The following is a 24,669-nucleotide window of genomic DNA, read 5'->3' as shown; positions in this document are numbered from 1 at the left end:
GCGACCATGTTTCCCGACAGTTCCGTTATCAGCTCGTTAAGGTTAATGCCGGGTAAAGATCAGGCGCGAAGATCTCAGGCCTGCGTCGACTTCATTAACCTCGTGGTTACCATGTGTATTTACTTGTTGTGCAAACTGGCCGGAGAGTGGATTCGCCATGAGTTCGACGCAGATGGGTGGCAGTGACGTCGACATCGACCTTCGACGCCTCGCGATAAGCGTGCGCGAGAGATGGCGCATCATACTATCCGTTGCCCTGTTGGCTTCGCTGGCCGGCTATCTTCTCGTTTATTTCTCCACGCCGCTCTATCAGGCCGAGACACGCATTTTGATCGAGGCGCGCGAATCCGCCTATACGCGCACCGCCGGGCAGGGCGATGGCGAGCGGCCGATCTTCGACGACGAGGGCGTAACGAGCCAGGTCGAGGTGATCCGCTCAAGCGACATCCTGCGGCGCGTTTCAGAGGAGCTAGCCCTTTCCGAGCGCGAGGAATTCCGGTCCGGCGGCCTCATGGTCAGGCTCGGCCTGCGCGCCCCCGACGAACTTATGCGCGACCAGCAGACCATCGACATCATGCGTGAAAAGCTCGATGTCTACCGCATCGACAATTCGCGCGTCATCGTCATCCGCTTTTCGTCGGAGGATCGGCAGCTTGCCGCCGATGTCCCGAACGCGATCGCGGACGCCTATATCGAGGAGCAGCGCGCGGCAAAGCTTCTGTCGAACGAGGACGCGACCGGATGGCTGGCGCCCGAAATCGCCGATCTGCGCGAGCGTGTTCGCGATGCCGAGGCCGCCGTTGCCTCATATCGCGCGAATACTGGACTTCTCGTCGGTCAGAACAACTCGACCCTGACCAGTCAGCAGCTTTCGGAGCTTTCGTCCGAACTGTCGCGTGTTCGCGCGAGCCGTTCGCAAGCTGAATCGCGCGCTGAAGGCGTGCGGCAGGCACTGGAGACGGGTGGGCCGCTCGATGCCGTGCCTGAAGTCCTGAATTCGCCCGTCGTGCAGCGGCTGCGTGAACGCGAGGTCCAGTTGCAGGCAGAGATCGCCGAGCTTTCGACGACGCTGCTCGACAATCACCCGCGCTTGCGCGGTCTGCGCTCGCAACTTGCCGATCTGTCGAACCGCATCCGTGAAGAGGCGCGGACCGTGCTCGTCAGCCTGGAAAACGAGGCGCTGGCCGCCCGGCGCAGCGAAACGCGCCTTCAGGGCGAACTCGATACTTTGATGGCGACGTCCGCGACGGCTGGGTCCGAAGAGGTCGAATTGCGCGCTCTGGAGCGCGAGGCGACGGCCCAGCGCGAGTTGCTCGAATCCTATCTGACCCGTTTTCGCGAGGCGAGCGCGCGCGGAGACCGCAACTATCTGCCCGTCGATGCGCGCATCTTCGCCCGCGCGACACCTCCCGTATCGTCCTACTATCCAAGGCTTGTGCCTATCGTCGGTGCGGCATTCGCAGGTTCGCTTCTGCTCATGATCATCGGCACGCTGCTTGGCGAACTGTTCAGCGGCCGCGCCATGCAGCCCGCGCCACGCGCCAATCGCGCGGAGCCCGGGCCGCGGATGGTTTTGCCCGCTGCAGCCTCGATGACGACGCCCGCAAACGAAACGCCGCTCGACCTGTCCGTTCAGACGGCAGCAGCGCATCTGATCGACACCAATGCCTCCCGTGCCGTTTTCCTGTCGCCGGAGGGCGAGGAGGCGTCGACGGCTTCGGTGATGGTGGCGCGCGAACTGGCCGATGCGGGAATGCGCGTGCTTTACCTCGATCTAACCGTATCCGGCACGCCATCGAGCCATATGCTCGAAAGCCGCACCTATACAGGCATTACGAATCTTCTGGCCGCTGAGGCTCAGTTCACCGAGACGATCCATGGCGACCTTTATTCGGATTGCCATGTCATCCCGGTCGGAACCGCCGAAGCGCGCCGGGCGATGCGTGCCGCCGACCGGCTGCCGATTATCCTGACGTCGCTGACGACGGCATACGACATCGTCGTGGTCGAATGCGGACCGACGCAGCTTGACGGGCTGCGCCGCGTGATCGGTCAGGCGACGGAAATCATGATCGGCGCGATTGACGGACAGGACCCGCGCGTGGAAAAAGCCGCGCGCAACCTGTTCGAGGCCGGCTATGGCGAGACGATGCGCGTCATCCCCAGTTCGCCGCTGGAGCAGGGCGACAGCCGCACGGTCGCATAGACTCTACCGCAACCGGCGCAGCGCTTTTGCAGCTTTCAGAAGCTGTGGATTCGATTTCACGCGTTGCTTGGCATCGGCGAAAAGGTTCGACCCGGCAACCGCCATTCGCCCCACCGTCGAAAGCGGGAGGACGACGTCGAAATGGGTGATTTCGGTGTCGCACCATGAGCGCTTGTAGGCTTCGTCGCCGACGCTGAAATCGTAATAGCTTCGCCCCTTCGCGCAGGCCGTCTCGATATTGGAGTAAGCCAGAAACTCGCCGGGGCTGGTCGAGGTCAGGTCGTCGTCTTCTATCGCACCGAATTCGCATATGCTGCGATCTACCAGAAGCGATGACCCGGTGATCGCCCTTGGCGTTCCACCCACAGACAGCATTTCGAGGCTGAACGGACCGGCCGGATCGCCAAGGCTCGCAACGAACAGTTCCCGCCAGAATTTCTGGATATGCGGTTCGGCGAACACATCGGGAATGCCTGCCTTTTCGAAGCGGGCGCGCTTCATGCGGAAAAAGGCGTCGATGATCTCGTCCACTTCCGCCGCCGTCGCCGCGGTTTTCAGTTCCGTGCCGCCCGCTTCCTCGAAGCGGCGAAACTGCATGCGGCGCTTTTTCGATTTCTTCTTGCCGTTGGCGCGTTCGAGTAGCCCCGGAAACCCGCCTTCAAGGCTGGCAGCGAGCGCGATGTTGCCGCTTGATCGCGTTGCCAGATCGGCAAGGAAATTCTCTTGACCGGCAAGAACGCTATGCTGCCGTTCGAGTGAAAGCATGAGTGCAGCCGGTACGACCGCTTTAACCGCTTGCCCCAGTGCCTTTGCCGGGACGTGGAGATCGGGCTGTGAAGATGGGCAGAAGTTTCCGTTGGCATGGCCGCCGCCGGCAAATTCCAGCACGGACAAACCGTTGCGGCGTGTCGTTGCAAGCGGAAGCGCTGCTACCGGTTGGCCCTTGCCGAAAAGCCAGACGATATAGCCGGTTTGCCCAGAGGTTCTGAGCCAGGTTTCGTACCAGAGCGGCGTCTGGGCCGCGCCGGTGACGCGCTGGTCTGCGAAGCTGCGATATTGCGCGCATGCCTGTTCGTCGGCCGTCTGGACGACGATTTCGAGGTCGGAGCCATCGCTCCGTGCTCTCGCCAGCGCATCAACCATGCTTCAACTCTTCGCCTCTAGTTTCAATTCACAACCATACCGTGTCGCCGGAAATTAGAACATAAAGGTTTCCAAATGACCGATACCCGCGAGCGAGTTCGCAAATTCGTGTTATCGGCCTCACGGTGGACTGGCGCTGCTCGCCTTGCCGCGCCGCGTCTGGCGGGCGTCGGCGCGATCCTGATGCTGCATAGCGTAACCGCGCAGCCGCGCAAGGCGCTCGGGATCAATGCCCATCTGACCGTGACGCCCGATTTTCTCGACTGCGCTATCGCCGACATGAAGCGGGGCGGCTACGACTTCGTTTCGCTCGACGAAATGGTCGATGCGACGGTCGCCAAACCGACCCGCCGTCTCGCCAGCATTACGCTCGACGACGCGTATCTCGACAACTACTTCGAGGCTCTGCCCGTTTTCGAAAAGCACGGCGTGCCCTTCACCATCTTCGTTGCGCCCGGCCTGATCGACGGTACGGTTCAGCCTTGGTGGGAAGTGATCGAGGCGCTTGCGCTTGAGCGGGAAATCATCACGCTGCCTCAAGAGGCGGGGCGAGGCGAACTGCCCTGCCGTACAACTGAGCAGAAGATGGCGGCAGTCGCCACGCTGATGAACAAGATGACCTTGGAGATCGCCGAGAGGGATCGTCAGTCGGTTCTCGACGCCATGGGCGGGCGCGACACCCAGACCAGCGCCTTCATGTCGTGGGATCAGATCGTGGAAATCGACCGTCACCCGCTCGGAACGATCGGCGCGCATACGGTGCATCACTACAATCTCGCCCGTCTCGAGGAGGAGACGGCACGGCTTGAAATGCGCAATTCGGCTGACATTCTGGAAAAACGGCTTGGCCACCGGCCGGTCCATTTCGCCTATCCCTATGGATATGCTGCGGCGGTCGGCGCACGTGAGGTGAAGCTTGCTAGGGAAGAGGGTTTCAGGACGGCGGTGACGACACGCCACGGCACGATCCAGCCGGAGCATCGCGATCATCTTCACGCGCTGCCGCGTATCTCGCTCAACGGGAACTATCAGGAACTTGGGCATCTGCGCACGATGCTGACCGGGTTCTCCGCTTTCATCAATTCGCGCAGGCGCGTCGTGACCTTATAGGTCGCGGGCTAGGTCCCGCTTCGACGGCTTCGTCATCCAGCTTATGATGAACATCGCCGGAATGACCCACAGAAAGCCGGTGAAGAAGAAATAGGCCAGATGGACCCACGCGCTCGACTCGGCAAGCTGGGCGACAGCGATGATCGTGGCGAGGATCGCATAGACGGCGACGAGGAGAACCAGAAGAAAGGTTCCGATGAGCTTCTTGACGCGGACGGGCATGGTCGATTTCCTTATGCGCGCTCAATAATCCAAAGCGCATCGCGAGGCAAACGCGACCCCGGGTCGCGGGGGGAAGCCTTGCAACCGCAGCAATGATGCGGCACTGCTTCGCCACGCAAATTTCCCTGAAGGACATCGTCATGGCCATGGCGGCACACGAAGGCATCCGGCCCGTCGGCCTGAGCGTCGAAGAACGCAATCGGCGGATGGTACGCTATTGGCTCTATCTGGTGCTGCTCGTTCTGTTCGCGCTGTTCGTGGTCGGCGGCGCGACGCGCCTGACCGGTTCGGGCCTCTCGATCACCGAATGGAAGCCGATCCATGGCGTCATTCCGCCGATCGGCGAAGCGCAATGGCAGGAGGAACTGGCGAAGTACCGCCAGATTCCGCAGTATCAGGAAATCAACCGGGGCATGAGCCTCGACGAGTTCAAGACCATCTTCTGGTGGGAATGGGCGCACCGCATTCTGGCGCGCGGGGTCGGCTTTCTTGTTGCTTTCCCTCTGGCCTTCTTCTGGCTGACCGGCCGGCTTGAAAGCCATTTGAAGCCGAAGCTTCTCGGGCTTCTTGCGCTTGGTGGGCTGCAAGGCTTCATCGGCTGGTGGATGGTCGCCTCTGGCCTTTCCGAGCGCGTCTCCGTCAGCCAGTACCGGCTTGCCGTGCATCTCGTTCTCGCCTGCGTGATCTTCACTGCGACGATGCTGATCGCGCGCGGCCTTGCGCCACATTCGGTCGGGCCATCGGGGGACCGCACGCGCAAACAGGCTGGCTGGCTTCTCGTGCTTGTACTCTTCCAGATTTATCTTGGCGCGCTGGTCGCCGGGCTTCATGCCGGTTTGACCTTCAACACATGGCCGCTGATGGACGGCCAGGTCTGGCCGGGCGGGCTACTGGTCATGGACCCGGCATGGGTCAATTTCTTCGAGAACCCGAAGACGGTCCAGTTCATGCACCGTATGGGCGCCTATGTCTTGTTTGCACTGTCGATCTGGCACGTCATCGACGCGCGGCGAGAAGCCTCCGGATCGCCGCACGCACGCCGCGCGATGCTCATGTTTGGTTTGGTGCTGGCGCAGGCGATCATCGGCATCAAGACGCTGGTGATGGTCGTGCCGCTCGGGCTGGCGTTGACGCACCACGCCTTCGCCATCGTCGTGCTCGGCTTTGCCGCCGCCCATTGGCGCGCGACGAAGGGGCCGTATCCGCTGCCTTCCGAAACCGTGCGAGCCTGACCGTCAGGCCGCGCGTTTCGATAGCATCAGGTCCATGTTCTGGACGGCAGCGCCCGACGCGCCCTTGCCGAGATTGTCGAGGACAGCGACGAGGTTCGCCTGGCCCTTGCCCTCGGTGCCGAAGACGAAAAGCTTCATGCGGTTGGTATCGTTGAGTTCGGTCGGATCGATGCGCGCCAACTTCGCGCTGTCGGCCAAGGGCACGACTTCCACCACATCCTGACCGGCATAGTGCGCTTCAAGCGCGGCGTGCAGATCGCCGAGCGATGGATTGCCGTTGAGATCGGCCAGATGCAGTGGCACCTGCACGATCATGCCCTGCGCGAAGCGACCGACGCTCGGCGCGAATATAGGCGCGCGGTCGAGCAGGCCATGCGTCTGCATTTCCGGCATATGCTTGTGGGTGAGGGTGAGTCCGTAAAGGAAATGCGGCGAGGCGATATGATCGGCCGCATCCTCGTTTTCCATCTGCGCGATGAGCTGCTTGCCGCCGCCCGTATAGCCCGACACCGCGTTGACGCTGACCGGATAGTCCGACGGAAGGATACCGGCCTTGACCAGCGGGCGGATCAGACCGATCGCGCCTGTCGGGTAACATCCGGGATTGGCGACCAGCCGCGCGGACGCGATCTTTTCGGCCTGACCCTCGTCGAGCTCGGCAAAACCGTACGCCCAATCGGGATTGATGCGGTTCGCGGTCGAGGTGTCGATCACGCGCGTCGAGTTGTTGCCATCGAGCATCGCGACAGCCTGCTTCGCGGCGTCGTCCGGGAGGCACAGGATCGCAATATCGGCGGATTTGAGCATTTCCTCGCGCAACGCATCGTTGCGACGTTCGGCTTCGGGGATCGACAGCATGTCGAGATCGCCACGGCCGGCAAGGCGCTGCCGGATCTGAAGGCCGGTCGTGCCGTGTTCGCCGTCGATGAAAATTTTCGGTTTCATGGAAATGCTCACTCAATTTCAAAGAGATGCGGCCGCATCCCGATTCAATATACAAACGGGTTGAATCAACGCTTCAGGCGTCTCTCCAGAACCAGCCCGATATAATGCTGCGCAACGGTCGCGCCCGCGATGGCCGTGATATCGGCATGGTCGTAGGCGGGTGCAACCTCGACGATGTCGGCCCCGACGATGTCGAGTGCGCCGAGACCGCGCAGGACGGACAGCATCTTCGCAGATGTAGGGCCGCCTGCGACCGGCGTGCCGGTGCCGGGCGCGAATGCCGGGTCGAGGCAATCGATATCGAAGGTCAGATAGGTCTTCGCATCGCCGACGCGTTCCTTGATGATGCCAGCAATCTCGCCGGACTTCATTTCCTCGACTTCGTGCCCGTAGATGATCTTGATGCCGAAATCGTCAGGCGCATGTGTGCGGATGCCGATCTGGATCGAGCGTTCAGGATCGATCACGCCGTCGCGCACCGCACGAGCGACGAATGAGCCGTGGTCGATGCGCTTGCCGTCATCGAACCATGTGTCCTGATGCGCGTCGAACTGGACGAGCGCCAGCGGGCCGTATTTCGCCGCGTGGGCTTTCAGAAGAGGCCATGTGACGAAGTGGTCCCCGCCCATGGAGAGCAGAAACGCGCCATCGGCTATGAGCTTTTCCGCCTCGCGCTCGATGGTCGCGGGCGTTTCCTGATGATTTCCATAATCGAGCAGGCAATCGCCATAGTCGACGACTGCCAGATCCTCGAAGAGGTCAGCATCAAACGGATATTGCGGGTCATTATCGAAGATCGCGGAAGCGCGGCGGATCGCCTGCGGCCCGAAACGCGCACCCGGACGGTTCGAGACGGCAGCGTCGAACGGAATGCCCCAGACCACGACGTCTGCGCCCGCGATGTCCTTCGAATATCTGCGGCGCATGAACGACAGCGCCCCAGCATGGGTCGGATCGCTCGCCGCACCCTTGAGGGCAGGGGCCGTGAAGGCGTTATCGATGGTTTTTTGGGGCATTGAGCGGGTCGCCTTTATAAAAGCTTTTCGTAGTCTCGGGCGCCGTGAAGAATGTGCAGCACTTCAACGACGTCATCACGACATCGATAGAAAATCAGATATTTGCCGTAGATGCGCCGCCTGATCCCGAGATGTTCGTAGCCGTTGACGATCGGAAATGCCAACGCGTTATCTCCAAGAGATCGACATCGTTCGTGAAGGGCGTCGATGAGGCGCTCGGCTACGATCGGTCGTTCCATCGATACTGCGCGAAAAATATCTGCAAGGTCGCTCCACGCCGCATCGGCGATGACAACTTTCATCCGCGACGCTTGCGCTCTTGTGCAAACGTGTCGCGTAGCCGAGAAAAGGCCTCATCCACCGGCAGCGCCCGACCAGCTTCCACGTCAGCGAGGCCTTTGGCGATGGCTGCGTCCAAATTGCTGCGGCGCTCAGCGCGATCGCGCTCTTCAAAAAAACGCTCGCGAATGAGCGTGCGTACATATTCGCTATTGGAGGCGAAGGCGCCCTTGCGGGTCTGATCGCGAACAAACTTTTCGAGATCGTCGGTAAGCGTCAATGTCATTTGCCCGGCAGAACGCATTACAGCCTCCACGTCTACAGTGATTTACAGTGTAGGTGGCTTTGGCCAAAATCCAAAACGAAAAAAGCGGACCCGAAGGCCCGCTCTTTCGAATTCCGTATGTCCGAAAGCGCTTAGCGCTTCGAGAACTGGAACGAACGGCGAGCCTTGGCGCGGCCGTACTTCTTGCGCTCGACCGTACGCGAGTCGCGGGTCAGGAAGCCGCCCTTCTTGAGCACGGGGCGAAGGCCCGGCTCGTAGTAGGTCAGTGCCTTGGAGATGCCGTGACGAACGGCACCGGCCTGACCCGAAAGTCCGCCGCCGGCGACGGTCGCGATGATGTCGTACTGACCGGCGCGGTCAGCGGCGACGATCGGCTGCTGGAGCACCATCTGGAGAACCGGACGCGCGAAATAGGCGCCGAATTCCTTGTCGTTGACGATGATCTTGCCCGAACCCGGCTTGACCCAGACGCGCGCAATGGCGTCCTTGCGCTTGCCGGTGGCATAGGCGCGGCCCTGCTTGTCGAGCTTCTGGACGTGGACGGGAGCGGCCTGCTCGGTCGCGCCGGTCGCCTGGCCCAGATCCTGGAGAGAATTGAGTTCAGCCATTATTTGAAGACCCTTGTGTTCTTCTTGTTCAGGCCGGCGACGTCGAGCGTCTCAGGCGTCTGAGCGGTGTGAGGATGTTCGGAGCCAGCGTAGACGCGCAGGTTCTTCATCTGGCGACGGCCGAGCGGGCCGCGCGGGATCATGCGCTCGACAGCCTTCTCGAGAACGCGCTCGGGAAAGCGGCCTTCGAGAATCTGGCGCGCTGTGCGCTCCTTGATGCCGCCCGGGTGGCCGGTGTGCCAGTAGTACACCTTGTCGGTGAACTTCTTGCCGGTGAAAACGGCCTTGTCGGCATTGATGATGATGACGTTGTCACCATCGTCGACATGCGGCGTGAAGGTCGGCTTGTGCTTGCCGCGCAGACGGTTGGCGACGATAGTGGCGAGGCGGCCGACGACGATGTTCTCGGCGTCGATCACGACCCACTTCTTCACCACGTCCGCAGGCTTCTGCGAAAAGGTTTTCATGGTTGGTAGGCTTCCGTTTTTAACCTTCAACGAGGAAGGCGTTTCTTGTTGCTTGTGTTGCCGGTTGCCCGACAACAAAACGGCTCCCGGAAACCGGAAGCGCGTCTGGATGGGCTTATAGGCATGAGGTTCCGCCTCGTCAAGCTATCGTTATGACCATGCGCGCTAAAATAGATAGTTAAATCAGCGTCTTATAAATAGGGTATTATTTTACCCTATTGTGATGATCGCTTTGGCGGGATCGAATAGGTGCCGGTAGCGTGCGCGACGACGTGGCGATCGGCTCCGCTGACCATCTCGATGTCGAAGACCATGAGCGCGCGCCCGAGTTTCAATATGCGGCAGCGGCCCTCGACAGGCCCGGCATCGGCTTTGCGCATGAAGTTGATGTTGAGATTGGTGGTAACCGAAAGCGCATCCGGTCCGGCATGGGAGAGCACGCACACATAGCCGCCGATATCGGCTAGCGTGAAAAGGGACGGCCCGGAAATCGTGTCGCCCGGCCGCAAATGGCGTTGATCGGCGTTGAGTCGCACGACGCATCCGCCGGGAAAGATTTCCGTCGCCTCGTAGGCAGCGAAATCATCGTTCAGTTGCGGATAGACTTGTCTGAGAAACGCGTTGACCTCGTCGGCATCCATGACCGGTTCCAGCGGTCGGCTCATATGTCCCTCCCATTTCCGTTTGCGTAAACGTCAACCAACTGTCGTCGTTTTGATCCTGTTCATCAAGCACTGCCGTGCTAGCCTTATGAACAAAGGAATTGACGCATGACACATCTGCACGCCGTTCAGGCGACATCTCCTGTCCACGCCGATATCGACGCCGGCATCTGCCGCCTGACGCTGGATTCGCCGCCCGCCAACGCTCTGTCGATGGAAATGATCGCGACCTTGCGGGCGCATCTGGCGCGCGCGGCTGACGACGATGCAGTGCGCGTCGTCGTGATCGGTGCGACCGGCAAGGTCTTTTCGGCGGGGCATGATTTGAAGGAGATCGCCGCACATCGCGTTGACGCCGACAAGGGCCGCGCGTTTTTCAGCGAATTGATGGCCGAATGCAGTGCGTTGATGCAGGAGATCGTGCGCCACCCAAAGCCTGTTATCGCCGCTGTCGCAGGCGTCGCCACGGCGGCCGGCTGCCAACTCGTCGCAAGCTGTGATCTTGCCATCGCGACGACCGAGGCGACGTTTGCCACGCCCGGCGTCAATATCGGCCTTTTCTGCTCCACGCCGATGGTCGCGCTCTCGCGCAACGTCTCGCGCAAGCAGGCGATGGAGATGCTTTTGACCGGCGAGATCATCGAGGCGACGACGGCGCGCGAGTTCGGTCTCGTCAATCGGGTCGTGCCGCCGGAATACCTGAATCAGATTGTCGGAAAATACGCGCAAGCCATTGCGTCGAAATCGGCATTGACGCTGAAGATCGGCAAGGAGGCTTTCTATGTGCAGGCCGAGATGGATCTCTCCGATGCTTATGAATATGCGGGCCGCGTGATGGTCGAGAACATGCTTGCGCGGGACGCCGAGGAAGGGATTGGCGCGTTCATCGAAAAGCGCAGGCCGCAGTGGACGGACGAATGAACCACGATACCTATGACAATTCCTACATTTCCCGTATCCTCAACGAGGTGAAGACGGTCGCCATCATCGGCGCGTCGGCCAACGACGTTCGACCGTCCTTCTTCGTTGCCAAATATCTGATCGACAAGGGCTACATGGTCCATCCCGTCAATCCGGGCCAGGCGGGTAAATCTATCCTCGGTCGCACGGCCTATGCGCGGCTTGCCGACATTCCCGAACCGGTCGACATGGTCGACGTTTTCCGCGCGTCCGATGCGGTCCCCGGCATTGTCGAGGAGGTACTGACGCTCGGGTCCTTGCCAAAAGTGGTCTGGATGCAGCTTGGCGTACGCGACGACGCGTCGGCCGCAAAGCTGGAGGAAGCGGGCATCAAGGTGGTGATGAACCGCTGCCCCAAGATCGAATATGCGCGCCTTGCCGGCGAGATCGGCTGGAACGGTGTCAACAGCGGCGTCATCTCGTCCAAAAAGCCGGTGATGCGTGCCGGCTTCCAGAGCTTCGGCATCCGCCCGCGGTAGGAACGGATTTCTCCAATCCGCATGAAAGCGATCGCGCAGGTGCGCATCGACGTGGATTCGGCGGAATAATCGTCTTTGCTTTTGGCTCGGCCCTTTGCGATGAATGACGCCTCGATTTGCATCAGGAGGACGTTTCATGGCGCAGCGCGCACCCGGTTTCAACACTCTGGCGGTTCATGCGGGCGCACAGCCCGACCCGGCGACAGGCGCGCGCGCCACGCCGATCTACCAGACGACGTCCTTCGTCTTCGACGATGCCGACCACGCCGCCTCGCTGTTCGGGCTGAAAGCGTTCGGCAACATCTACACCCGTATCATGAATCCGACGCAGGCGGTGCTCGAAGAGCGTGTCGCCGCGCTTGAAGGCGGCACGGCGGCGCTGGCGACAGCCTCGGGCCATGCCGCCCAGCTTCTGATCTTCCACACGATCCTGAAGCCGGGCGACAATTTCGTCGCCGCGCGCAAGCTCTACGGCGGCTCGATCAACCAGTTCGGTCATGCCTTCAAGAATTTCGGTTGGGAAGTTCGCTGGGGCGACACGACCGATCTGTCGACCTTCGAAAACCAGATCGACGAGAAGACGCGCGCAATCTTCATCGAAAGCCTCGCCAATCCGGGCGGCACTTTCGTCGATATCGCGGCCATTGCCGAGATCGCGCACAAGCACGGCCTCCCGCTGATCGTGGACAACACGATGGCTTCGCCTTACCTCCTGCGCCCGATCGAGCATGGCGCGGACGTCGTCGTTCATTCGCTGACCAAGTTCATCGGTGGCCACGGCAATTCGATGGGCGGCGTTATCGTGGATGGAGGCACGTTCGACTGGTCGGCCTCCGGCAACTATCCGATGCTTTCTGAGCCACGTCCCGAATATGGCGGCATCGTCCTCCACGAAACCTTTGGCAATTTCGCCTTTGCCATTGCCTGCCGCGTACTGGGCCTGCGCGATTTCGGCCCGTCTATCTCGCCCTTCAATGCTTTCATGATCCTGACCGGCCTCGAAACGCTGCCCCTGAGAATGCAGCGCCATTGCGACAACGCGCTGAAGGTGGCCGAATGGCTGGTGAAGCACGATAAGGTGGAGTGGGTGTCCTATCCCGGTCTGGCGGACGATCCGAACAACGCCCTGCACAAGAGATACTCGCCGAAAGGCGCGGGTGCGGTCTTCACCTTCGGTCTGAAGGGCGGCTACGAGGCGGGTGTGAAAATCGTCGAAGGCGTCGAGCTTTTTTCGCATCTCGCCAACATCGGCGACACGAAATCGCTTATCATCCACCCCGCGTCCACCACGCACCGCCAACTCGATCCCGAGCAGCAGACGGCGGCAGGCGCGGGGCCGGACGTCATTCGCCTGTCAGTCGGCATCGAGGATGTCGAGGACATCATCGCCGATCTGGAGCAGGCATTGGCGAAAGCCTGAGGATCAGGGAGGATGCCATGTATGTCAGCCGTATCGTCGGACTGGGAATTTCCGGCCTCGAAGCCGAAACGGGCCAGCCGGCTGAAGGTAGGGTAATTGAAGGTGCCCCGCAGTTCCGGACGTGGAATGTCGAAGAGGCCGGCAACGGCCTTTTCGCCGGCGTGTGGGAAGCGACGCCCGGCAAGTGGCGCATCGAATATGACGAGTGGGAGTTCTGCCGCATCCTCTCCGGCGTATCGGTGATCGCGGAGGAGGGCGGCGCATCCCGTACGGTGAAAACTGGCGACAGTTTTATCCTGCGCCCCGGTTTCAAGGGCACATGGGAGGTCGTCGAGACGACGCGCAAGGAATACGTTATCCGGGTTTAGGCGCGGATTTTCCCGCTCACCACTCCACTTCCAGCCGTTCAAGCCCATGGAAATGATAGGTGTCGCGATAGCGCGGCTCCTCTGCGAGTTTCAGGTTCGGCAGCCTGTCGAACAGCGCCTTGAGTGACGCCTGCATTTCGAGCCGCGCGAGCGGTGCGCCGATGCAAAAATGAATGCCCGCGCCGAAGGAAACGTTCTTCTGGTCCGCCCGGCCGGGACGAAATTCCAGCGGATCGGCAAAGGCGGCAGCGTCCGTGTTCGCCGTGCCGAGCATGAGCCAGATTTGCTCGCCCGCTTTGATCGTCACACCCGGTGCGATTTCGCGTTCCTCGGTGGCATAGCGGTTGAACATGTGAAGCGGTGCGTCGAAGCGCAGGCATTCCTCGACGGTCGCGGCCGTTGCCGCGTCGTCGGTGAAAAAACGACGTGGATCGCCGCCCTGTTTCAGGACTGTGCGCACGGCATTGCCGGTCTGGTGGACGGTCGCCTCGTGACCGGCGTTCAAAAGCAGGATGGCTGAGGCGACGAGTTCATCTTCATCGAGTTTCTGGCCTTCGTCGCGCGCGCTGACGAGCAGGCTGAGAAGATCGTCGCCGGGCTGTGCCGCACGCTTGCGTGCATGTTCGCGGATGTAATCCGAGAAATCGCGCGCCGCGTCGTTGGCTCTCGTCGCCATCTCGCGCGTAGGCCCGTGCATATACATCGTGACCATCCGGTGCGACCAGTCGAGCAGCATCGGCCCGTCCTCGGCAGGCACGCCGAGCATTTCGGCGATGAGTGTGATCGGGATCGGCGTGGCAAACGCGGGGATCAGGTCGGCCCGGCCGTCGGCCTCGAAGCCGTCGATCAATTCATGCGCCAGACGCTCGGCGCGCGGGCGCAGCCGCTCAACCTGACGTGAAACGAAGGCGCGGTTGACCAGCGTGCGCAGTCGCGTGTGGACGGGCGGCTCCAGTTCGAGCATCGAGCGCGCCTCGACGGCATCGAAATCGGAAAGGTGCGCACGGTCTTCGCCGGCTGAAACATAATCGAGATAGCCGCCCGGTTTCTCGCGGCCGAAATTTCGGTCGCGCAGGAAGCCGTTGACATCTTCGTAGGATGCGACGCACCACGCACCGAACTCTTCCCAGTAAAAGACGGGCGTACGCGCTTGCAGCCACTGGTAGGCGGGATAGGGGTTCTGGAAGAACGCAGGCTCGTGCGGGTCGAGGTTGAGGCGAAGCGTTGCCGGGTCGAAATAGAGATAGGGAGGCTGGGTCATCCGCGCTCCATGCCCGACTTGTCACCCTGTTTCCAGACCTTATGGTAGCGGTCGGCGGATGCGAGGGAATTTTGATGAAGGTCATTATTGTCGGCGCGGGAATATCCGGGCTGTCGACGGCATGGGCGCTGACCAAGCGCGGTCACGAAGTCACGATCGTGGAACAGGGGCCGATCCCCAACCCGTTGGCCGCGTCGGGCGACCATCATCGCATCATCCGCCGTGCCTACGGCGCGCATCTGGGCTATGCCACGCAGATCGACGAAGCGTTCGCCGCATGGGAGGAGCTTTGGCGCGATCTCGGCCAGAGCCATTACGACAATCGCGGTTTCCTGTGTGCATCCTATGAGGAGGGCGACGCGGGCGACACGCGCCGCGCGGGACTGGTTGCCGGAGGCCATCCTTTCGAAAATGTGGAGCCTGGGGAGGCGGCAAGGCGCTGGCCGTTCCTCAATCCGGAGGGACTGCGCTATGCGCTTCTCTCCACGGAAGGCGGCGCGCTGCATTGCCGGCGCATCGCCAATGGACTTTGCGAATGGCTGCGCGCGAATGGCGCGGATGTGCGAGAGAACTGCAAGGTCGTCTCTGTCGACGTCGATGGCGCGACGGTCACCTTGGAAAACGGGTCGATCGTAGAGAGCGATCAACTCGTGGTCACAGCCGGTGCCTGGGTTCTGTCGCTGTTTCCCGATCTGGCGGTCGATCTGCAGCCCTATCGCACGGCGGTGGCTTATATGACGCCGCCCGATGATTTGCGCGAAGCATGGGAGCGCGCGCCGACGCTTCTTGGTATCGGCGAAGCGGGTGAGGGCTATCTTATCCCGCCGAGCGGCGATGGCGGACTGAAGTTCGGCACCGGCTTTCACAAACGCGCGACCGATGATCCAGACGCCGACCGTAACGCGAGGCCGGGCGAGGGTGAAGAAATCAGTCGGCGCATGGCTCCGACGATCGCGCGCCTCGATGAGTATGGCGTCTCGGAGGTAATGAGCTGTGTCTATACGTTCACGCGAGACGAGACGTTCTATGGTGCCGCCATCGGCCACGCGCTCGTGGTGTCGGCGTGCTCCGGTCATGGCTACAAGTTCGGTGCTGCCGTGGGCAGGCGTGTGGCCGACGCGGCGGAAAGCGGCGACATCGCGACCTTGCGTCAATGGCTGCGCGCCGAGGAGGCGCCGAAAGCGGTTTGAGCGGGCTGGCTCGAAGAGCGCGTCGAGCGCTCTTGCGCGAGCCGAACCGCCCATCCTATTTATGGCGATATGACGACCATCCAGATTCGGTCCGTCCGGGCCGCTTATCCCTTGAAGGAAGACACATGAGAGACCCCGTCGAAACCTATATGAGCCTCGTTCCGATGGTGGTGGAACAGACCAACCGCGGCGAGCGCGCCTACGACATCTTCTCGCGCCTTTTGAAAGAACGGATCATCTTCATCACCGGCCCCGTCGAGGACGGCATGGCGACGCTCGTTTGCGCGCAGCTTCTCTTTCTCGAAGCCGAGAATTCGAAGAAGGAAATCTCGCTCTATATCAATTCGCCCGGCGGCGTGGTCACGTCCGGCATGGCGATCTACGACACGATGCAGTTCATCAAGCCTGCCGTCTCGACGCTGTGCATCGGACAGGCGGCCTCGATGGGTTCGCTTCTCCTGTGCGCGGGCCACAAGGACATGCGCTTTGCAACGCCCAACGCGCGCATCATGGTGCATCAGCCTTCGGGCGGGTTCTCGGGCCAGGCGTCCGACATCGAGCGTCACGCGCAGGACATCATCAAGCTGAAGCGCCGCTTGAACGAGGTTTACGTCAAGCATACGGGTCAGGATTACGAGACGATCGAAAAGACGCTCGACCGCGACCATTTCATGACGGCGGACGAAGCCAAGGCGTGGGGCCTGATCGATAAGGTGATCTCCGAGCGCGAGGCGGTCGAAGCGGAAGTGAAGGACGCGGCGAACAAATGACGCGGTTTTGACCGGCAGGCGCGACAATTCCGTCACAATCGCCTGCTCCCTCGAAGCGACGTCGTTGGATTAAGCCTATATTCAACGAAAGCAGGCTTATATTTTTGCTGGGGATTTGCGGGGAGAACGCCAATTCGCGTTTGGCATAAAGACACGAATTGGGTTCACTGACGCGACATTCTTGGCAGGCGGGTCCGCCCGCCCTAGAATTCAGATTCGGCGCCGTGTTGGGGCGGGGCCGAGTACCGGTGCCGAAAGGACGTACCAAATGAGCAAGATCAGCAACAGCGGTGGCGATTCCAAGAATACGCTCTACTGCTCGTTTTGCGGCAAAAGCCAGCACGAGGTGCGCAAGCTGATCGCAGGCCCGACGGTCTTCATCTGCGACGAATGCGTCGAACTGTGCATGGACATCATCCGCGAGGAAAACAAATCCTCGATGGTGAAGTCGCGCGAGGGCGTGCCGACGCCGCAGGAAATCCTGAAGGTTCTGGACGATTACGTGATCGGTCAGCCGCACGCCAAGCGCGTCCTGTCGGTCGCCGTTCACAACCACTACAAGCGCCTGGCGCATGCCTCGAAGTCGAACGACGTCGAACTGGCGAAATCGAACATCCTCCTGATCGGCCCGACCGGTTGCGGCAAGACGCTCCTCGCCCAGACGCTGGCGCGCATCATCGACGTGCCGTTCACCATGGCGGACGCGACGACGCTGACCGAAGCCGGCTACGTCGGTGAGGATGTCGAGAACATCATTCTCAAGCTGCTTCAGTCGGCCGACTACAATGTCGAGCGGGCCCAGCGCGGCATCGTCTATATCGACGAGATCGACAAGATTTCCCGCAAGTCGGACAATCCGTCGATCACGCGCGACGTGTCGGGCGAGGGCGTCCAGCAGGCGCTTTTGAAGATCATGGAAGGCACCGTCGCTTCCGTTCCGCCGCAGGGCGGGCGCAAGCATCCGCAGCAGGAATTCCTGCAGGTTGATACGGCCAACATCCTCTTCATCTGTGGCGGCGCGTTTGCCGGTCTCGATCGCATCATTTCCGATCGCGGCCGCAAGACATCGATCGGCTTTGCCGCGAATGTCGCCTCGCCGGAAGATCGCCGTACGGGTGAGCTTTTCCGCCAGGTGGAACCGGAAGATCTGTTGAAATTCGGTCTCATTCCTGAATTCGTCGGCCGTCTGCCGGTTCTGGCAACGCTCGAGGACCTTGACGAGCCGGCGCTGATCCAGATTTTGACCGAGCCGAAGAACGCGCTCGTCAAGCAGTATCAGCGCCTGTTCGAGATGGAGAATGTCGAGCTGACGTTCCACGAGAGCGCCTTGTCGGCGATTGCCAAGAAGGCGATCGAGCGCAAGACCGGCGCACGCGGCCTTCGCTCGATCATGGAATCGATCCTGCTCGACACGATGTTCGAGCTTCCCGCGCTCGAAGGTGTGCAGGAAGTCGTCATTTCGGACGACGTCGTGCAGGGCTCGGCCCGTCCGCTCTACATCTATGCAGAGCGCGAAGCCGAAAAAGGCTCTGCCAGCGCATGACTTGAACGGCGCGGGGCAAACCCGCGCCGGCCATGCCTCGGACGCAACGCTACCTTGCGTCATGCTGCGTCTTGATCTGGCGTTCGATTGACGCCACCTAATGAATATTCAGGCGCAATCCTTCCGTGCCACAAAACGGTGTGCGATGTTCGATCGCAATGGGCGGAAGGCTTTGGGGCCGCTACACTGAGATTCGCGACCGGCCGCGTTCGGCGGTTGCGGACAGAAAGGTTGGAATATGACCAATTTATCGGGCAACCCCGACCAGACGGTTTTCGCAGTCCTCCCGCTGCGCGACATCGTCGTTTTCCCGCACATGATCGTTCCGCTCTTCGTCGGCCGCGAAAAGTCGATCAAGGCACTCGAAGAGGTGATGGGATCGGACAAGCAGATTCTGCTCGCCACCCAGAAAAATGCCGCCGATGACGAGCCACAGGGCGACGGCATCTACGATGTCGGCACTGTCGCGAGCGTGCTCCAGCTTCTGAAGCTGCCCGACGGCACGGTCAAGGTGCTGGTCGAGGGCTCGGCCCGCGCGCGCATCACGTCCTTCACGGATCGCTCGGATTATCACGAGGCGACGGCCGAGATTCTCGCCGAGCCAGATGATGAGGAAGTCGAGATCGAGGCGCTGTCGCGCTCCGTCGTCTCCGACTTCGAAAACTACGTGAAGCTCAACAAGAAGATTTCGCCCGAAGTCGTCGGTGCGGCCGGTCAGATCGAGGATTACTCGAAGCTCGCCGACACCATTGCGTCGCATCTGGCGATCAAGATTCCCGAGAAGCAGGAAATGCTCGCCACGCTTTCCGTGCGCGAACGGCTCGAAAAGGCCATGGGCTTCATGGAAGCCGAGATTTCCGTCCTTCAGGTGGAAAAGCGTATCCGTTCGCGCGTCAAGCGCCAGATGGAGAAGACGCAGCGCGAGTACTACCTCAACGAACAAATGAAGGCGATCCAGAAGGAACTCGGCGAGGGCGAAGACGGCCGCGACGAGGCAGCCGAACTGGAAGAGCGCATCAAGAAGACTAAGCTGACGAAGGAAGCGCGCGAGAAGGCGGATGCGGAGCTGAAGAAGCTGCGCACCATGTCGCCCATGTCGGCCGAATCCACAGTCGTGCGCAACTATCTCGACTGGCTGCTCTCGATCCCGTGGAGCAAGCCCTCCAAGGTCAAGAGCGACCTCGATTTCGCGCAGAACGTACTCGACACCGATCATTTCGGTCTCGACAAGGTCAAGGAGCGCATCGTCGAGTACCTGGCCGTTCAGAGCCGCCAGAAGAAGCTCAAGGGTCCGATCCTGTGCCTTGTCGGTCCTCCCGGTGTCGGCAAGACCTCGCTCGGCAAGTCGATTGCCAAGGCGACCGGCCGCGAGTTCATCCGCATGGCGCTCGGCGGCGTGCGCGATGAGGCCGAGATTCGCGGTCACCGCCGCACCTATATCGGCTCGATGCCCGGCAAGGTCATCCAGTCGATGAAGAAGGCGAAGAAGTCCAACCCGCTCTTCCTGCTCGACGAGATCGACAAGATGGGCCAGGATTTCCGTGGCGATCCTTCCTCGGCGCTTCTCGAAGTGCTGGACCCGGAGCAGAACTCGTCCTTCATGGATCACTACCTCGAGGTCGAATACGACCTGTCGAGCGTGATGTTCGTGACGACGGCGAATACGCTGAACATTCCGCCGGCCCTCATGGACCGTATGGAGATCATCCGTATCGCCGGTTACACGGAAGACGAGAAGGTCGAGATTGCCAAGCGGCACCTGCTGCCCAAGGCGATCCGCGATCACGCTTTGAAGACGGAGGAATTCTCCGTTGACGATAATGCGATCCGCGCGATCGTTCAGGTCTATACGCGTGAAGCCGGTGTGCGCAGCCTCGAGCGCGAGCTGATGAAGCTCGGGCGCAAGGCGGTAACCGAGATTCTTCGCAAGAAGGTCGAGGCCGTGCATATCACGCGCGAAAACCTGTCCGACTATCTCGGCATCGAGCGCTATCGCTTCGGCCAGGTCGAGGGCGAGGATCAGGTCGGCGTCGTGACCGGACTTGCCTGGACGGAAGTCGGCGGCGAACTGCTCACGATCGAAGGCGTCATGATGCCCGGCAAGGGCAAGATGACGGTGACGGGCAATCTGAAGGACGTGATGAAGGAATCGATTTCGGCGGCGGCGTCCTATGTCCGCTCCCGTGCCATCGATTTCGGCATCGAGCCGCCGCTCTTCGACCGCAGGGACATTCACGTCCACGTGCCTGAAGGCGCAACGCCCAAGGATGGTCCGTCTGCCGGCATCGCGATGGTGACGGCCATCGTCTCGGTTCTGACGGGTATTCCGGTCCGCAAGGACATCGCCATGACGGGTGAGGTCACGCTCCGGGGCAGGGTGCTGCCGATCGGCGGTCTCAAGGAGAAGCTTCTGGCGGCGCTTCGCGGCGGCATCAAGAAGGTTCTCATCCCCGAGGAGAACGCCAAGGATCTGGCCGATATCCCCGAGAACGTGAAGAACGCGCTCGAGATCGTGCCTGTCAGCCGCGTTGGCGAGGTTCTGGAGCACGCACTGGTGCGTACGCCCGAGCCGATCGAGTGGGTCGAACCCGCTGCCGCGCCTGCGGTGTCGGCGGACGATTCGGCCACGGCAAGCCTCGCGCACTGATCGGGCCGTAAAAACCGTCTGATAAATCGGAAAGCCGGGCCTTGTGCCCGGCTTTTTCGTTGAAAAAGCCCGGAAAAGGTGGGATTTTGCGCCTCCAAGGCCAGCTTTTGCTTGGTTGTGGACGGTACGTGTGTCTACACTCCGCCGCTGCCGGCAGAACCCAGTTTTCCGGCCTTTCAAACGAAAGGAATTTTTTGATGAACAAGAACGAGCTTATCGCCGCGGTTGCCGAAGAAGCCAGCCTGTCGAAGGCCGACGCTCAGTCGGCTGTCGACGCAGTGTTCTCCGCCATCTCCGGCGAACTCAAGAAGGGCGGCGATGTGCGCCTCGTCGGCTTCGGCAATTTCTCGGTCTCGCGCCGCGAAGCTTCGACCGGCCGCAACCCGCAGACGGGCGCCGAGGTGCAGATCCCGGCCCGCAACGTGCCGAAGTTCTCGGCCGGCAAGGGCCTCAAGGACAACGTGAACTGATCGACTGTCCTCAGTTCCAAGCATAAAAAAACCCCGGCTTTCGCCGGGGTTTTTTTGACGTATTGCGGATTAATCGGTGGTATCGCCGCCGCCAGCCGCGGGACGCAGGCTTCCGGCCACTTCCTTGAATGTGCTGTCGAGACCCTGACCGATCATCGTTGCGCCTCCGATAACCATGACTCCGATCAGTGCGGCGATCAGGCCGTATTCGATGGCGGTTGCGCCGGATTCGTCGTTCTGGAAGCGCTTCAGAAGGTTCGTCATGTGATCTGGGCTCCTTGCCCCCGTTTGGTGGGGCTTGTGCCCCCTCTTTGTGACAAGGCGAAACTACCTGAGCCGTGTTGCGATCTGCTTAATCTGGAGCGTTAACAACTCCTTACACTGCGCATGGTTAAGTACGGAATAATATCTAAAAGTTTATATGATCGACTTTGACTGAAGAAAGCTTCTGCAAGAAACGAGGCGTTTCTTCTCGCCGTGGCGGTCGGTGTCATGAAAGGGGCTGAGGCTGTCACGCGCGGCGACATACGCGTGCGTCCCGTACTTGGCACAGCGTAGAGCCTTAAGGCGGAGGGGAACTGTCGGGAAGGGGAAATGGTGGGCGATGACAGGCTCGAACTGCCGACATCTTCGGTGTAAACGAAGCGCTCTACCAACTGAGCTAATCGCCCGACGGGGCGAACCTTTAGGGTGTTTGGTCGTGGCACGCAAGCCCTTCGATGCCGTTCATCCCGACGTTTCCGTTCGCTTCCGCAGCGTCGTATGCTTAGGCGGCTGAAACTGCGCTTGGACGGGTTCTGCGCGCTTGACACCTCATGCCGAACCGCTTAATTCAGCCACCACGCGGGCCGCACGACAGGCGGCTGGCGCAAAGCGCGGGTGTAGCTCAGTCGGTTAGAGTGCCGGCCTGTCACGCCGGAGGTCGCGGGTTCGAGCCCCGTCACTCGCGCCATTCTTTCCAACGCTTTCAGCGTTCCCGCCTTCAAAAGTTTCAACTTTTTTCTGGCCTAGTTTCTACTTTTCGTATTGGTGTGACTGTCCCAACGACAACCATTCTTGCTGCTGGCTGGTTTCGATATTCGAGCCTGCCGTATCCGGCTCGGTTCTGTTGTCGATCAACTCCGTCAGAAGAAGCAACGCGATCGCGATGCCGGCGAAGAGCTTGAGAAAACCGAAGGCTATCCGCTTGCCCGGATTGTCGATCATCCGTTTGCGTTCCTCATAGCCCGTGATCTCCCCGAAAACAAAAAGGCCGGGCTTTTGGCCCGACCCTCATTGTCTCGACAGTGGTGCCAGTACATCCGTGGTCACCGGCCGGAGACGATCTCTTGTAGAAGCGCATATAGGAACGCCCCTAAGGCACGACAAGGGGCGTCAGCCGCGTGCGCGGCGACGTTCCTTTCGCACGCCTTCGCTGCCGCTTTGCGCGGCCGTCTTGTTGCGTAGCGGTCCGATGCGCGCCTCGATCGCCCCGACGTCGGGCCGGTCGGCCTTCACGTGTTCGTCGAGAGCCTTTCGCATCGCCGCCAGATGGGTGAAGGACGTTCCGCAACATCCACCGACGATCTTCGCGCCGCCATTGACCGCAAGGCGCGCATAGTCGGCCATCAGTTCCGGCGTCCCGGAATAATGGATTTCCGTTCCGCGAAATTCAGGAATGCCGCAATTTCCCTTCACGATGATCGTGGCGTCGGGCCGCGCGGCGCTCATGTCGAGGAGCGAGGCGAGGATGTCGGAAGCACCGACACCGCAATTGGCTCCGACCGCGATCGGCTTTTCCGCCAATTGATCGCCGACGTCGTGGATGGCCTGCGGCGCAAGCCCCATCATGGTACGCCCGGCGGTGTCGAACGATCCCGTATATGTATAGGGTAGGCCGACCTTGATGGCGGCTTCGGCCGCCGCGCGGATTTCGTCGGGAGCCGACATGGTTTCGATCCAGGCAACTTCTGCGCCGCCTTCCTTCAGGCCCGCGATCTGTTCAGCAAAGGCTTCGACCGCTTCGTCATAGGTCAGCGCGCCGAGCGGTTCCAGAAGCTCGCCGGTCGGACCGACGGACCCTGCGACGATGACGCGACGGCCCGCCCGATCCGCGACGGAGCGGGCAAGCTCGGCCGCCTTTCGGTTCAGTTCGTCGACGCGCCCCTCGGCGTGATGCAGCTTCAGCCGGTGCCGTGTGCCGCCGAACGAGTTGGTGAGGATAATGTCCGCGCCGGCATCGACGAAGCCCTGATGAAGCGCGGTGATCTTTTCGGGAGCCGTCTCGTTCCAAAGCTCTGGCGCGTCGCCCGCTTCTAGGCCCATGGAGAAAAGATTGGTTCCGGTCGCGCCATCCGCCAGCAGCACGCCCTTTTGCGCGATAAGTTCGTCGATCGGGTTGACCATGGAAGGCGCTCGCTTTCGATGATGGAGAATATCGAAGGATATAAAGTTTTCCTTATATCCGTCAATCGGCCAGTGAGCGGCTCAATTCTCTGCAATAGGCCGCAGTCTCATGGGCGTTGATTTCGGCCGCACGGATGAGATTGTCGAAATGGCGCGTCAGTTTCTGGATAGGCGTTACGGCGTTCAGAACCAGATACATATCGCCGACGAAGATCGCCGCGCGGATCTGCCCGAAGATCGTGTAGGGGATCGAATAGCGCTGGCGCCCGTCATAGAGATAGAGCCGGAAACTCGGGTAAAGATCGTCGATCAGTTGCGCCATGTGATCGAGTTGCGCGCGGCGATCGATATCCGACAGGCCACTCCAGACGCCGTTCCCCTTGGCGAAGATTTCCAGCATATGGCGGGGCATGCACACTTCCATATCCGTCTCGGGCCGCCGGTTGTAGCCGATCCGATAATCCTTCTCGTCGATCTGGTTTTCGCGGTTCCTGCGCGTGATGCCGGCCTCATAGGCGATGACTGCATCCGAGCGTAGAAGGTCGGGAATGCCCGCCGGCACGTAGCGTACCTTCGCCCCTGCCGCTTCGGCATGCCATGCCGCCAGCAGCGTGTGGTCGAAGCCGCCCGTTCCTTCCTCGATTTCGAGGCTCTCGCGAATTTCCGACGCCAGTCCTTCGTCCTGACTGAGGCCCATCAACCAGTCGAGTGAGACGCCATAGGTTTCGGCGATGTTGAGAAGCGTCTCGGCGCGAGGCAGTCGCGTCGACTGGCCTGCCAGAAGCTGCGAAAGGGCCGACCGATCGATGCCGACACTGGCGGCGAAGGTCGACTGATTGCGCCCGTGTCGCGTTAGAAGCAGCTTGAGGCGTTCGCGGAAGACGGCAGAGAGATCACGCTTATCCATTCCATATATTGCCATGAATGGTGACAAAACGAAACATACGCGGTCAATGTGTTTCACTCGCAACGTTTTGTGCGCGTTATATCGTTTGTTAGA

Annotated in this window: 26 protein-coding genes and 2 tRNA genes; 13 read left to right on the top strand and 15 right to left on the bottom strand. The window is 60.9% G+C overall.

The features are described 5' to 3' along the window. Window positions 1-157 precede the first annotated feature (157 nt). Window positions 158-2,206, top strand: coding sequence for a Wzz/FepE/Etk N-terminal domain-containing protein (locus ACX82Z_RS10050; protein WP_459588418.1), 2,049 nt, complete (start codon window positions 158-160; stop codon window positions 2,204-2,206). Between the two features lie 3 nt (window positions 2,207-2,209). Here ACX82Z_RS10050 and ACX82Z_RS10045 read toward each other — a convergent pair whose 3' ends face one another. Further along, window positions 2,210-3,349 carry a GNAT family N-acetyltransferase gene (locus ACX82Z_RS10045; RefSeq protein WP_459588416.1) on the bottom strand — a complete coding sequence of 380 codons (1,140 nt, stop codon included), beginning with the start codon at window positions 3,347-3,349 and terminating at the stop codon, window positions 2,210-2,212. Window positions 3,350-3,424: 75 nt separating this feature from the next. On the opposite strand from ACX82Z_RS10045, the gene ACX82Z_RS10040 reads away from it, so the two are divergent. Continuing rightward, entirely contained in the window at window positions 3,425-4,459 is a 1,035-nt protein-coding gene (locus tag ACX82Z_RS10040) for a polysaccharide deacetylase family protein (RefSeq protein WP_459588414.1), read from the top strand. Here the strand turns inward: ACX82Z_RS10040 and ACX82Z_RS10035 are convergent. Next, window positions 4,454-4,681: a DUF2842 domain-containing protein gene (locus tag ACX82Z_RS10035; protein WP_459588411.1), complete on the bottom strand. Its 228-nt coding sequence runs from the start codon at window positions 4,679-4,681 to the stop codon at window positions 4,454-4,456. The two genes, ACX82Z_RS10040 and ACX82Z_RS10035, sit on opposite strands and share 6 nt — an antisense overlap. Window positions 4,682-4,827: 146 nt before the next feature. Between ACX82Z_RS10035 and ACX82Z_RS10030 the strand changes: the two genes are divergently transcribed. After that, complete coding sequence (locus ACX82Z_RS10030) at window positions 4,828-5,913, top strand: COX15/CtaA family protein (RefSeq protein ID WP_459911699.1); 1,086 nt, start codon at window positions 4,828-4,830, stop codon at window positions 5,911-5,913. Window positions 5,914-5,916: 3 nt separating this feature from the next. Here the strand turns inward: ACX82Z_RS10030 and argC are convergent, their stop codons facing one another. The 7 genes from argC to ACX82Z_RS09995 form a co-directional block, all read right to left on the bottom strand. Beyond that, the gene (gene argC / locus ACX82Z_RS10025; RefSeq protein ID WP_459588408.1) at window positions 5,917-6,858 is read right to left on the bottom strand and encodes an N-acetyl-gamma-glutamyl-phosphate reductase; all 942 of its coding nucleotides are present in this window, start codon (window positions 6,856-6,858) and stop codon (window positions 5,917-5,919) included. A gap of 65 nt (window positions 6,859-6,923) precedes the next feature. After that, on the bottom strand, window positions 6,924-7,874 hold the full coding sequence (gene speB, locus ACX82Z_RS10020; RefSeq protein WP_459588406.1) for an agmatinase: 951 nt from the start codon (window positions 7,872-7,874) through the stop codon (window positions 6,924-6,926). A gap of 14 nt (window positions 7,875-7,888) precedes the next feature. Then, the gene (locus tag ACX82Z_RS10015) at window positions 7,889-8,176 is read right to left on the bottom strand and encodes a type II toxin-antitoxin system RelE/ParE family toxin (RefSeq protein ID WP_459588403.1); all 288 of its coding nucleotides are present in this window, start codon (window positions 8,174-8,176) and stop codon (window positions 7,889-7,891) included. Continuing rightward, window positions 8,173-8,457, bottom strand: coding sequence for a ribbon-helix-helix domain-containing protein (locus ACX82Z_RS10010; protein ID WP_459588401.1), 285 nt, complete (start codon window positions 8,455-8,457; stop codon window positions 8,173-8,175). The genes ACX82Z_RS10015 and ACX82Z_RS10010 overlap by 4 nt, the downstream gene beginning before the upstream one ends. A 113-nt stretch (window positions 8,458-8,570) precedes the next feature. Then, window positions 8,571-9,047 (bottom strand): 30S ribosomal protein S9, encoded by a 477-nt coding sequence (rpsI, locus tag ACX82Z_RS10005; protein WP_459588399.1) that lies wholly within the window; start codon window positions 9,045-9,047, stop codon window positions 8,571-8,573. Further along, window positions 9,047-9,514 carry a 50S ribosomal protein L13 gene (rplM, locus tag ACX82Z_RS10000; protein WP_459588396.1) on the bottom strand — a complete coding sequence of 156 codons (468 nt, stop codon included), beginning with the start codon at window positions 9,512-9,514 and terminating at the stop codon, window positions 9,047-9,049. The genes rpsI and rplM overlap by 1 nt, the downstream gene beginning before the upstream one ends. A gap of 215 nt (window positions 9,515-9,729) precedes the next feature. After that, window positions 9,730-10,179, bottom strand: a complete 450-nt coding sequence (locus tag ACX82Z_RS09995; RefSeq protein WP_459588393.1) for a PaaI family thioesterase — start codon at window positions 10,177-10,179, stop codon at window positions 9,730-9,732. A gap of 105 nt (window positions 10,180-10,284) precedes the next feature. Here ACX82Z_RS09995 and ACX82Z_RS09990 point away from each other — a divergent pair, with 105 nt between their 5' ends. The 4 genes from ACX82Z_RS09990 to ACX82Z_RS09975 all read left to right on the top strand — a co-directional run bounded on the left by ACX82Z_RS09990 (window position 10,285) and on the right by ACX82Z_RS09975 (window position 13,403). Then, window positions 10,285-11,097, top strand: a complete 813-nt coding sequence (locus tag ACX82Z_RS09990; protein ID WP_459588392.1) for an enoyl-CoA hydratase — start codon at window positions 10,285-10,287, stop codon at window positions 11,095-11,097. Then, entirely contained in the window at window positions 11,094-11,615 is a 522-nt protein-coding gene (locus ACX82Z_RS09985) for a CoA-binding protein (RefSeq protein ID WP_459588390.1), read from the top strand. The genes ACX82Z_RS09990 and ACX82Z_RS09985 overlap by 4 nt, the downstream gene beginning before the upstream one ends. A 136-nt stretch (window positions 11,616-11,751) precedes the next feature. After that, window positions 11,752-13,035: an O-acetylhomoserine aminocarboxypropyltransferase gene (locus tag ACX82Z_RS09980; protein ID WP_459588388.1), complete on the top strand. Its 1,284-nt coding sequence runs from the start codon at window positions 11,752-11,754 to the stop codon at window positions 13,033-13,035. 17 nt (window positions 13,036-13,052) lie between these two features. After that, the gene (locus ACX82Z_RS09975) at window positions 13,053-13,403 is read left to right on the top strand and encodes a cupin domain-containing protein (protein ID WP_459588385.1); all 351 of its coding nucleotides are present in this window, start codon (window positions 13,053-13,055) and stop codon (window positions 13,401-13,403) included. Window positions 13,404-13,419: 16 nt separating this feature from the next. Here the strand turns inward: ACX82Z_RS09975 and ACX82Z_RS09970 are convergent, their stop codons facing one another. Next, window positions 13,420-14,664 (bottom strand): cytochrome P450, encoded by a 1,245-nt coding sequence (locus ACX82Z_RS09970; protein WP_459588383.1) that lies wholly within the window; start codon window positions 14,662-14,664, stop codon window positions 13,420-13,422. Between the two features lie 74 nt (window positions 14,665-14,738). Between ACX82Z_RS09970 and ACX82Z_RS09965 the strand changes: the two genes are divergently transcribed. The 5 genes from ACX82Z_RS09965 to hupB all read left to right on the top strand — a co-directional run bounded on the left by ACX82Z_RS09965 (window position 14,739) and on the right by hupB (window position 21,284). Next, window positions 14,739-15,854, top strand: a complete 1,116-nt coding sequence (locus ACX82Z_RS09965) for an NAD(P)/FAD-dependent oxidoreductase (RefSeq protein ID WP_459588380.1) — start codon at window positions 14,739-14,741, stop codon at window positions 15,852-15,854. A gap of 125 nt (window positions 15,855-15,979) precedes the next feature. Next, on the top strand, window positions 15,980-16,624 hold the full coding sequence (locus tag ACX82Z_RS09960; protein WP_459588378.1) for an ATP-dependent Clp protease proteolytic subunit: 645 nt from the start codon (window positions 15,980-15,982) through the stop codon (window positions 16,622-16,624). 268 nt (window positions 16,625-16,892) lie between these two features. After that, complete coding sequence (gene clpX, locus ACX82Z_RS09955) at window positions 16,893-18,167, top strand: ATP-dependent Clp protease ATP-binding subunit ClpX (RefSeq protein WP_459588375.1); 1,275 nt, start codon at window positions 16,893-16,895, stop codon at window positions 18,165-18,167. A gap of 238 nt (window positions 18,168-18,405) precedes the next feature. Beyond that, on the top strand, window positions 18,406-20,814 hold the full coding sequence (gene lon, locus ACX82Z_RS09950) for an endopeptidase La (protein WP_459588373.1): 2,409 nt from the start codon (window positions 18,406-18,408) through the stop codon (window positions 20,812-20,814). A 197-nt stretch (window positions 20,815-21,011) separates the two neighbouring features. Continuing rightward, window positions 21,012-21,284, top strand: coding sequence for a DNA-binding protein HupB (hupB, locus tag ACX82Z_RS09945; protein WP_459588371.1), 273 nt, complete (start codon window positions 21,012-21,014; stop codon window positions 21,282-21,284). Between the two features lie 69 nt (window positions 21,285-21,353). Here hupB and ACX82Z_RS09940 read toward each other — a convergent pair whose 3' ends face one another. Together ACX82Z_RS09940 and ACX82Z_RS09935 are read right to left on the bottom strand one after the other, a co-directional pair. Continuing rightward, window positions 21,354-21,548: a Flp family type IVb pilin gene (locus ACX82Z_RS09940; RefSeq protein ID WP_459588369.1), complete on the bottom strand. Its 195-nt coding sequence runs from the start codon at window positions 21,546-21,548 to the stop codon at window positions 21,354-21,356. A gap of 331 nt (window positions 21,549-21,879) precedes the next feature. Further along, window positions 21,880-21,955 (bottom strand) — tRNA-Val (locus ACX82Z_RS09935). Window positions 21,956-22,159: 204 nt separating this feature from the next. Between ACX82Z_RS09935 and ACX82Z_RS09930 the strand changes: the two genes are divergently transcribed. Further along, a tRNA-Asp gene (locus tag ACX82Z_RS09930) sits at window positions 22,160-22,236 on the top strand. Between the two features lie 62 nt (window positions 22,237-22,298). Here the strand turns inward: ACX82Z_RS09930 and ACX82Z_RS09925 are convergent. The 3 genes from ACX82Z_RS09925 to ACX82Z_RS09915 all read right to left on the bottom strand — a co-directional run bounded on the left by ACX82Z_RS09925 (window position 22,299) and on the right by ACX82Z_RS09915 (window position 24,576). Then, window positions 22,299-22,490 (bottom strand): hypothetical protein, encoded by a 192-nt coding sequence (locus tag ACX82Z_RS09925; protein ID WP_459588367.1) that lies wholly within the window; start codon window positions 22,488-22,490, stop codon window positions 22,299-22,301. A 168-nt stretch (window positions 22,491-22,658) separates the two neighbouring features. Then, window positions 22,659-23,669, bottom strand: coding sequence for a betaine--homocysteine S-methyltransferase (gene bmt, locus ACX82Z_RS09920; protein ID WP_459588366.1), 1,011 nt, complete (start codon window positions 23,667-23,669; stop codon window positions 22,659-22,661). Window positions 23,670-23,730: 61 nt separating this feature from the next. Next, window positions 23,731-24,576 (bottom strand): helix-turn-helix domain-containing protein, encoded by an 846-nt coding sequence (locus ACX82Z_RS09915; protein WP_459588364.1) that lies wholly within the window; start codon window positions 24,574-24,576, stop codon window positions 23,731-23,733. Window positions 24,577-24,669: the final 93 nt, after the last annotated feature.

Source organism: Aliihoeflea sp. PC F10.4, assembly GCF_054612275.1.
The sequence above is the reverse complement of the archived record's forward strand: the minus strand, read 5'-3'. Positions and strand labels throughout refer to the sequence as shown.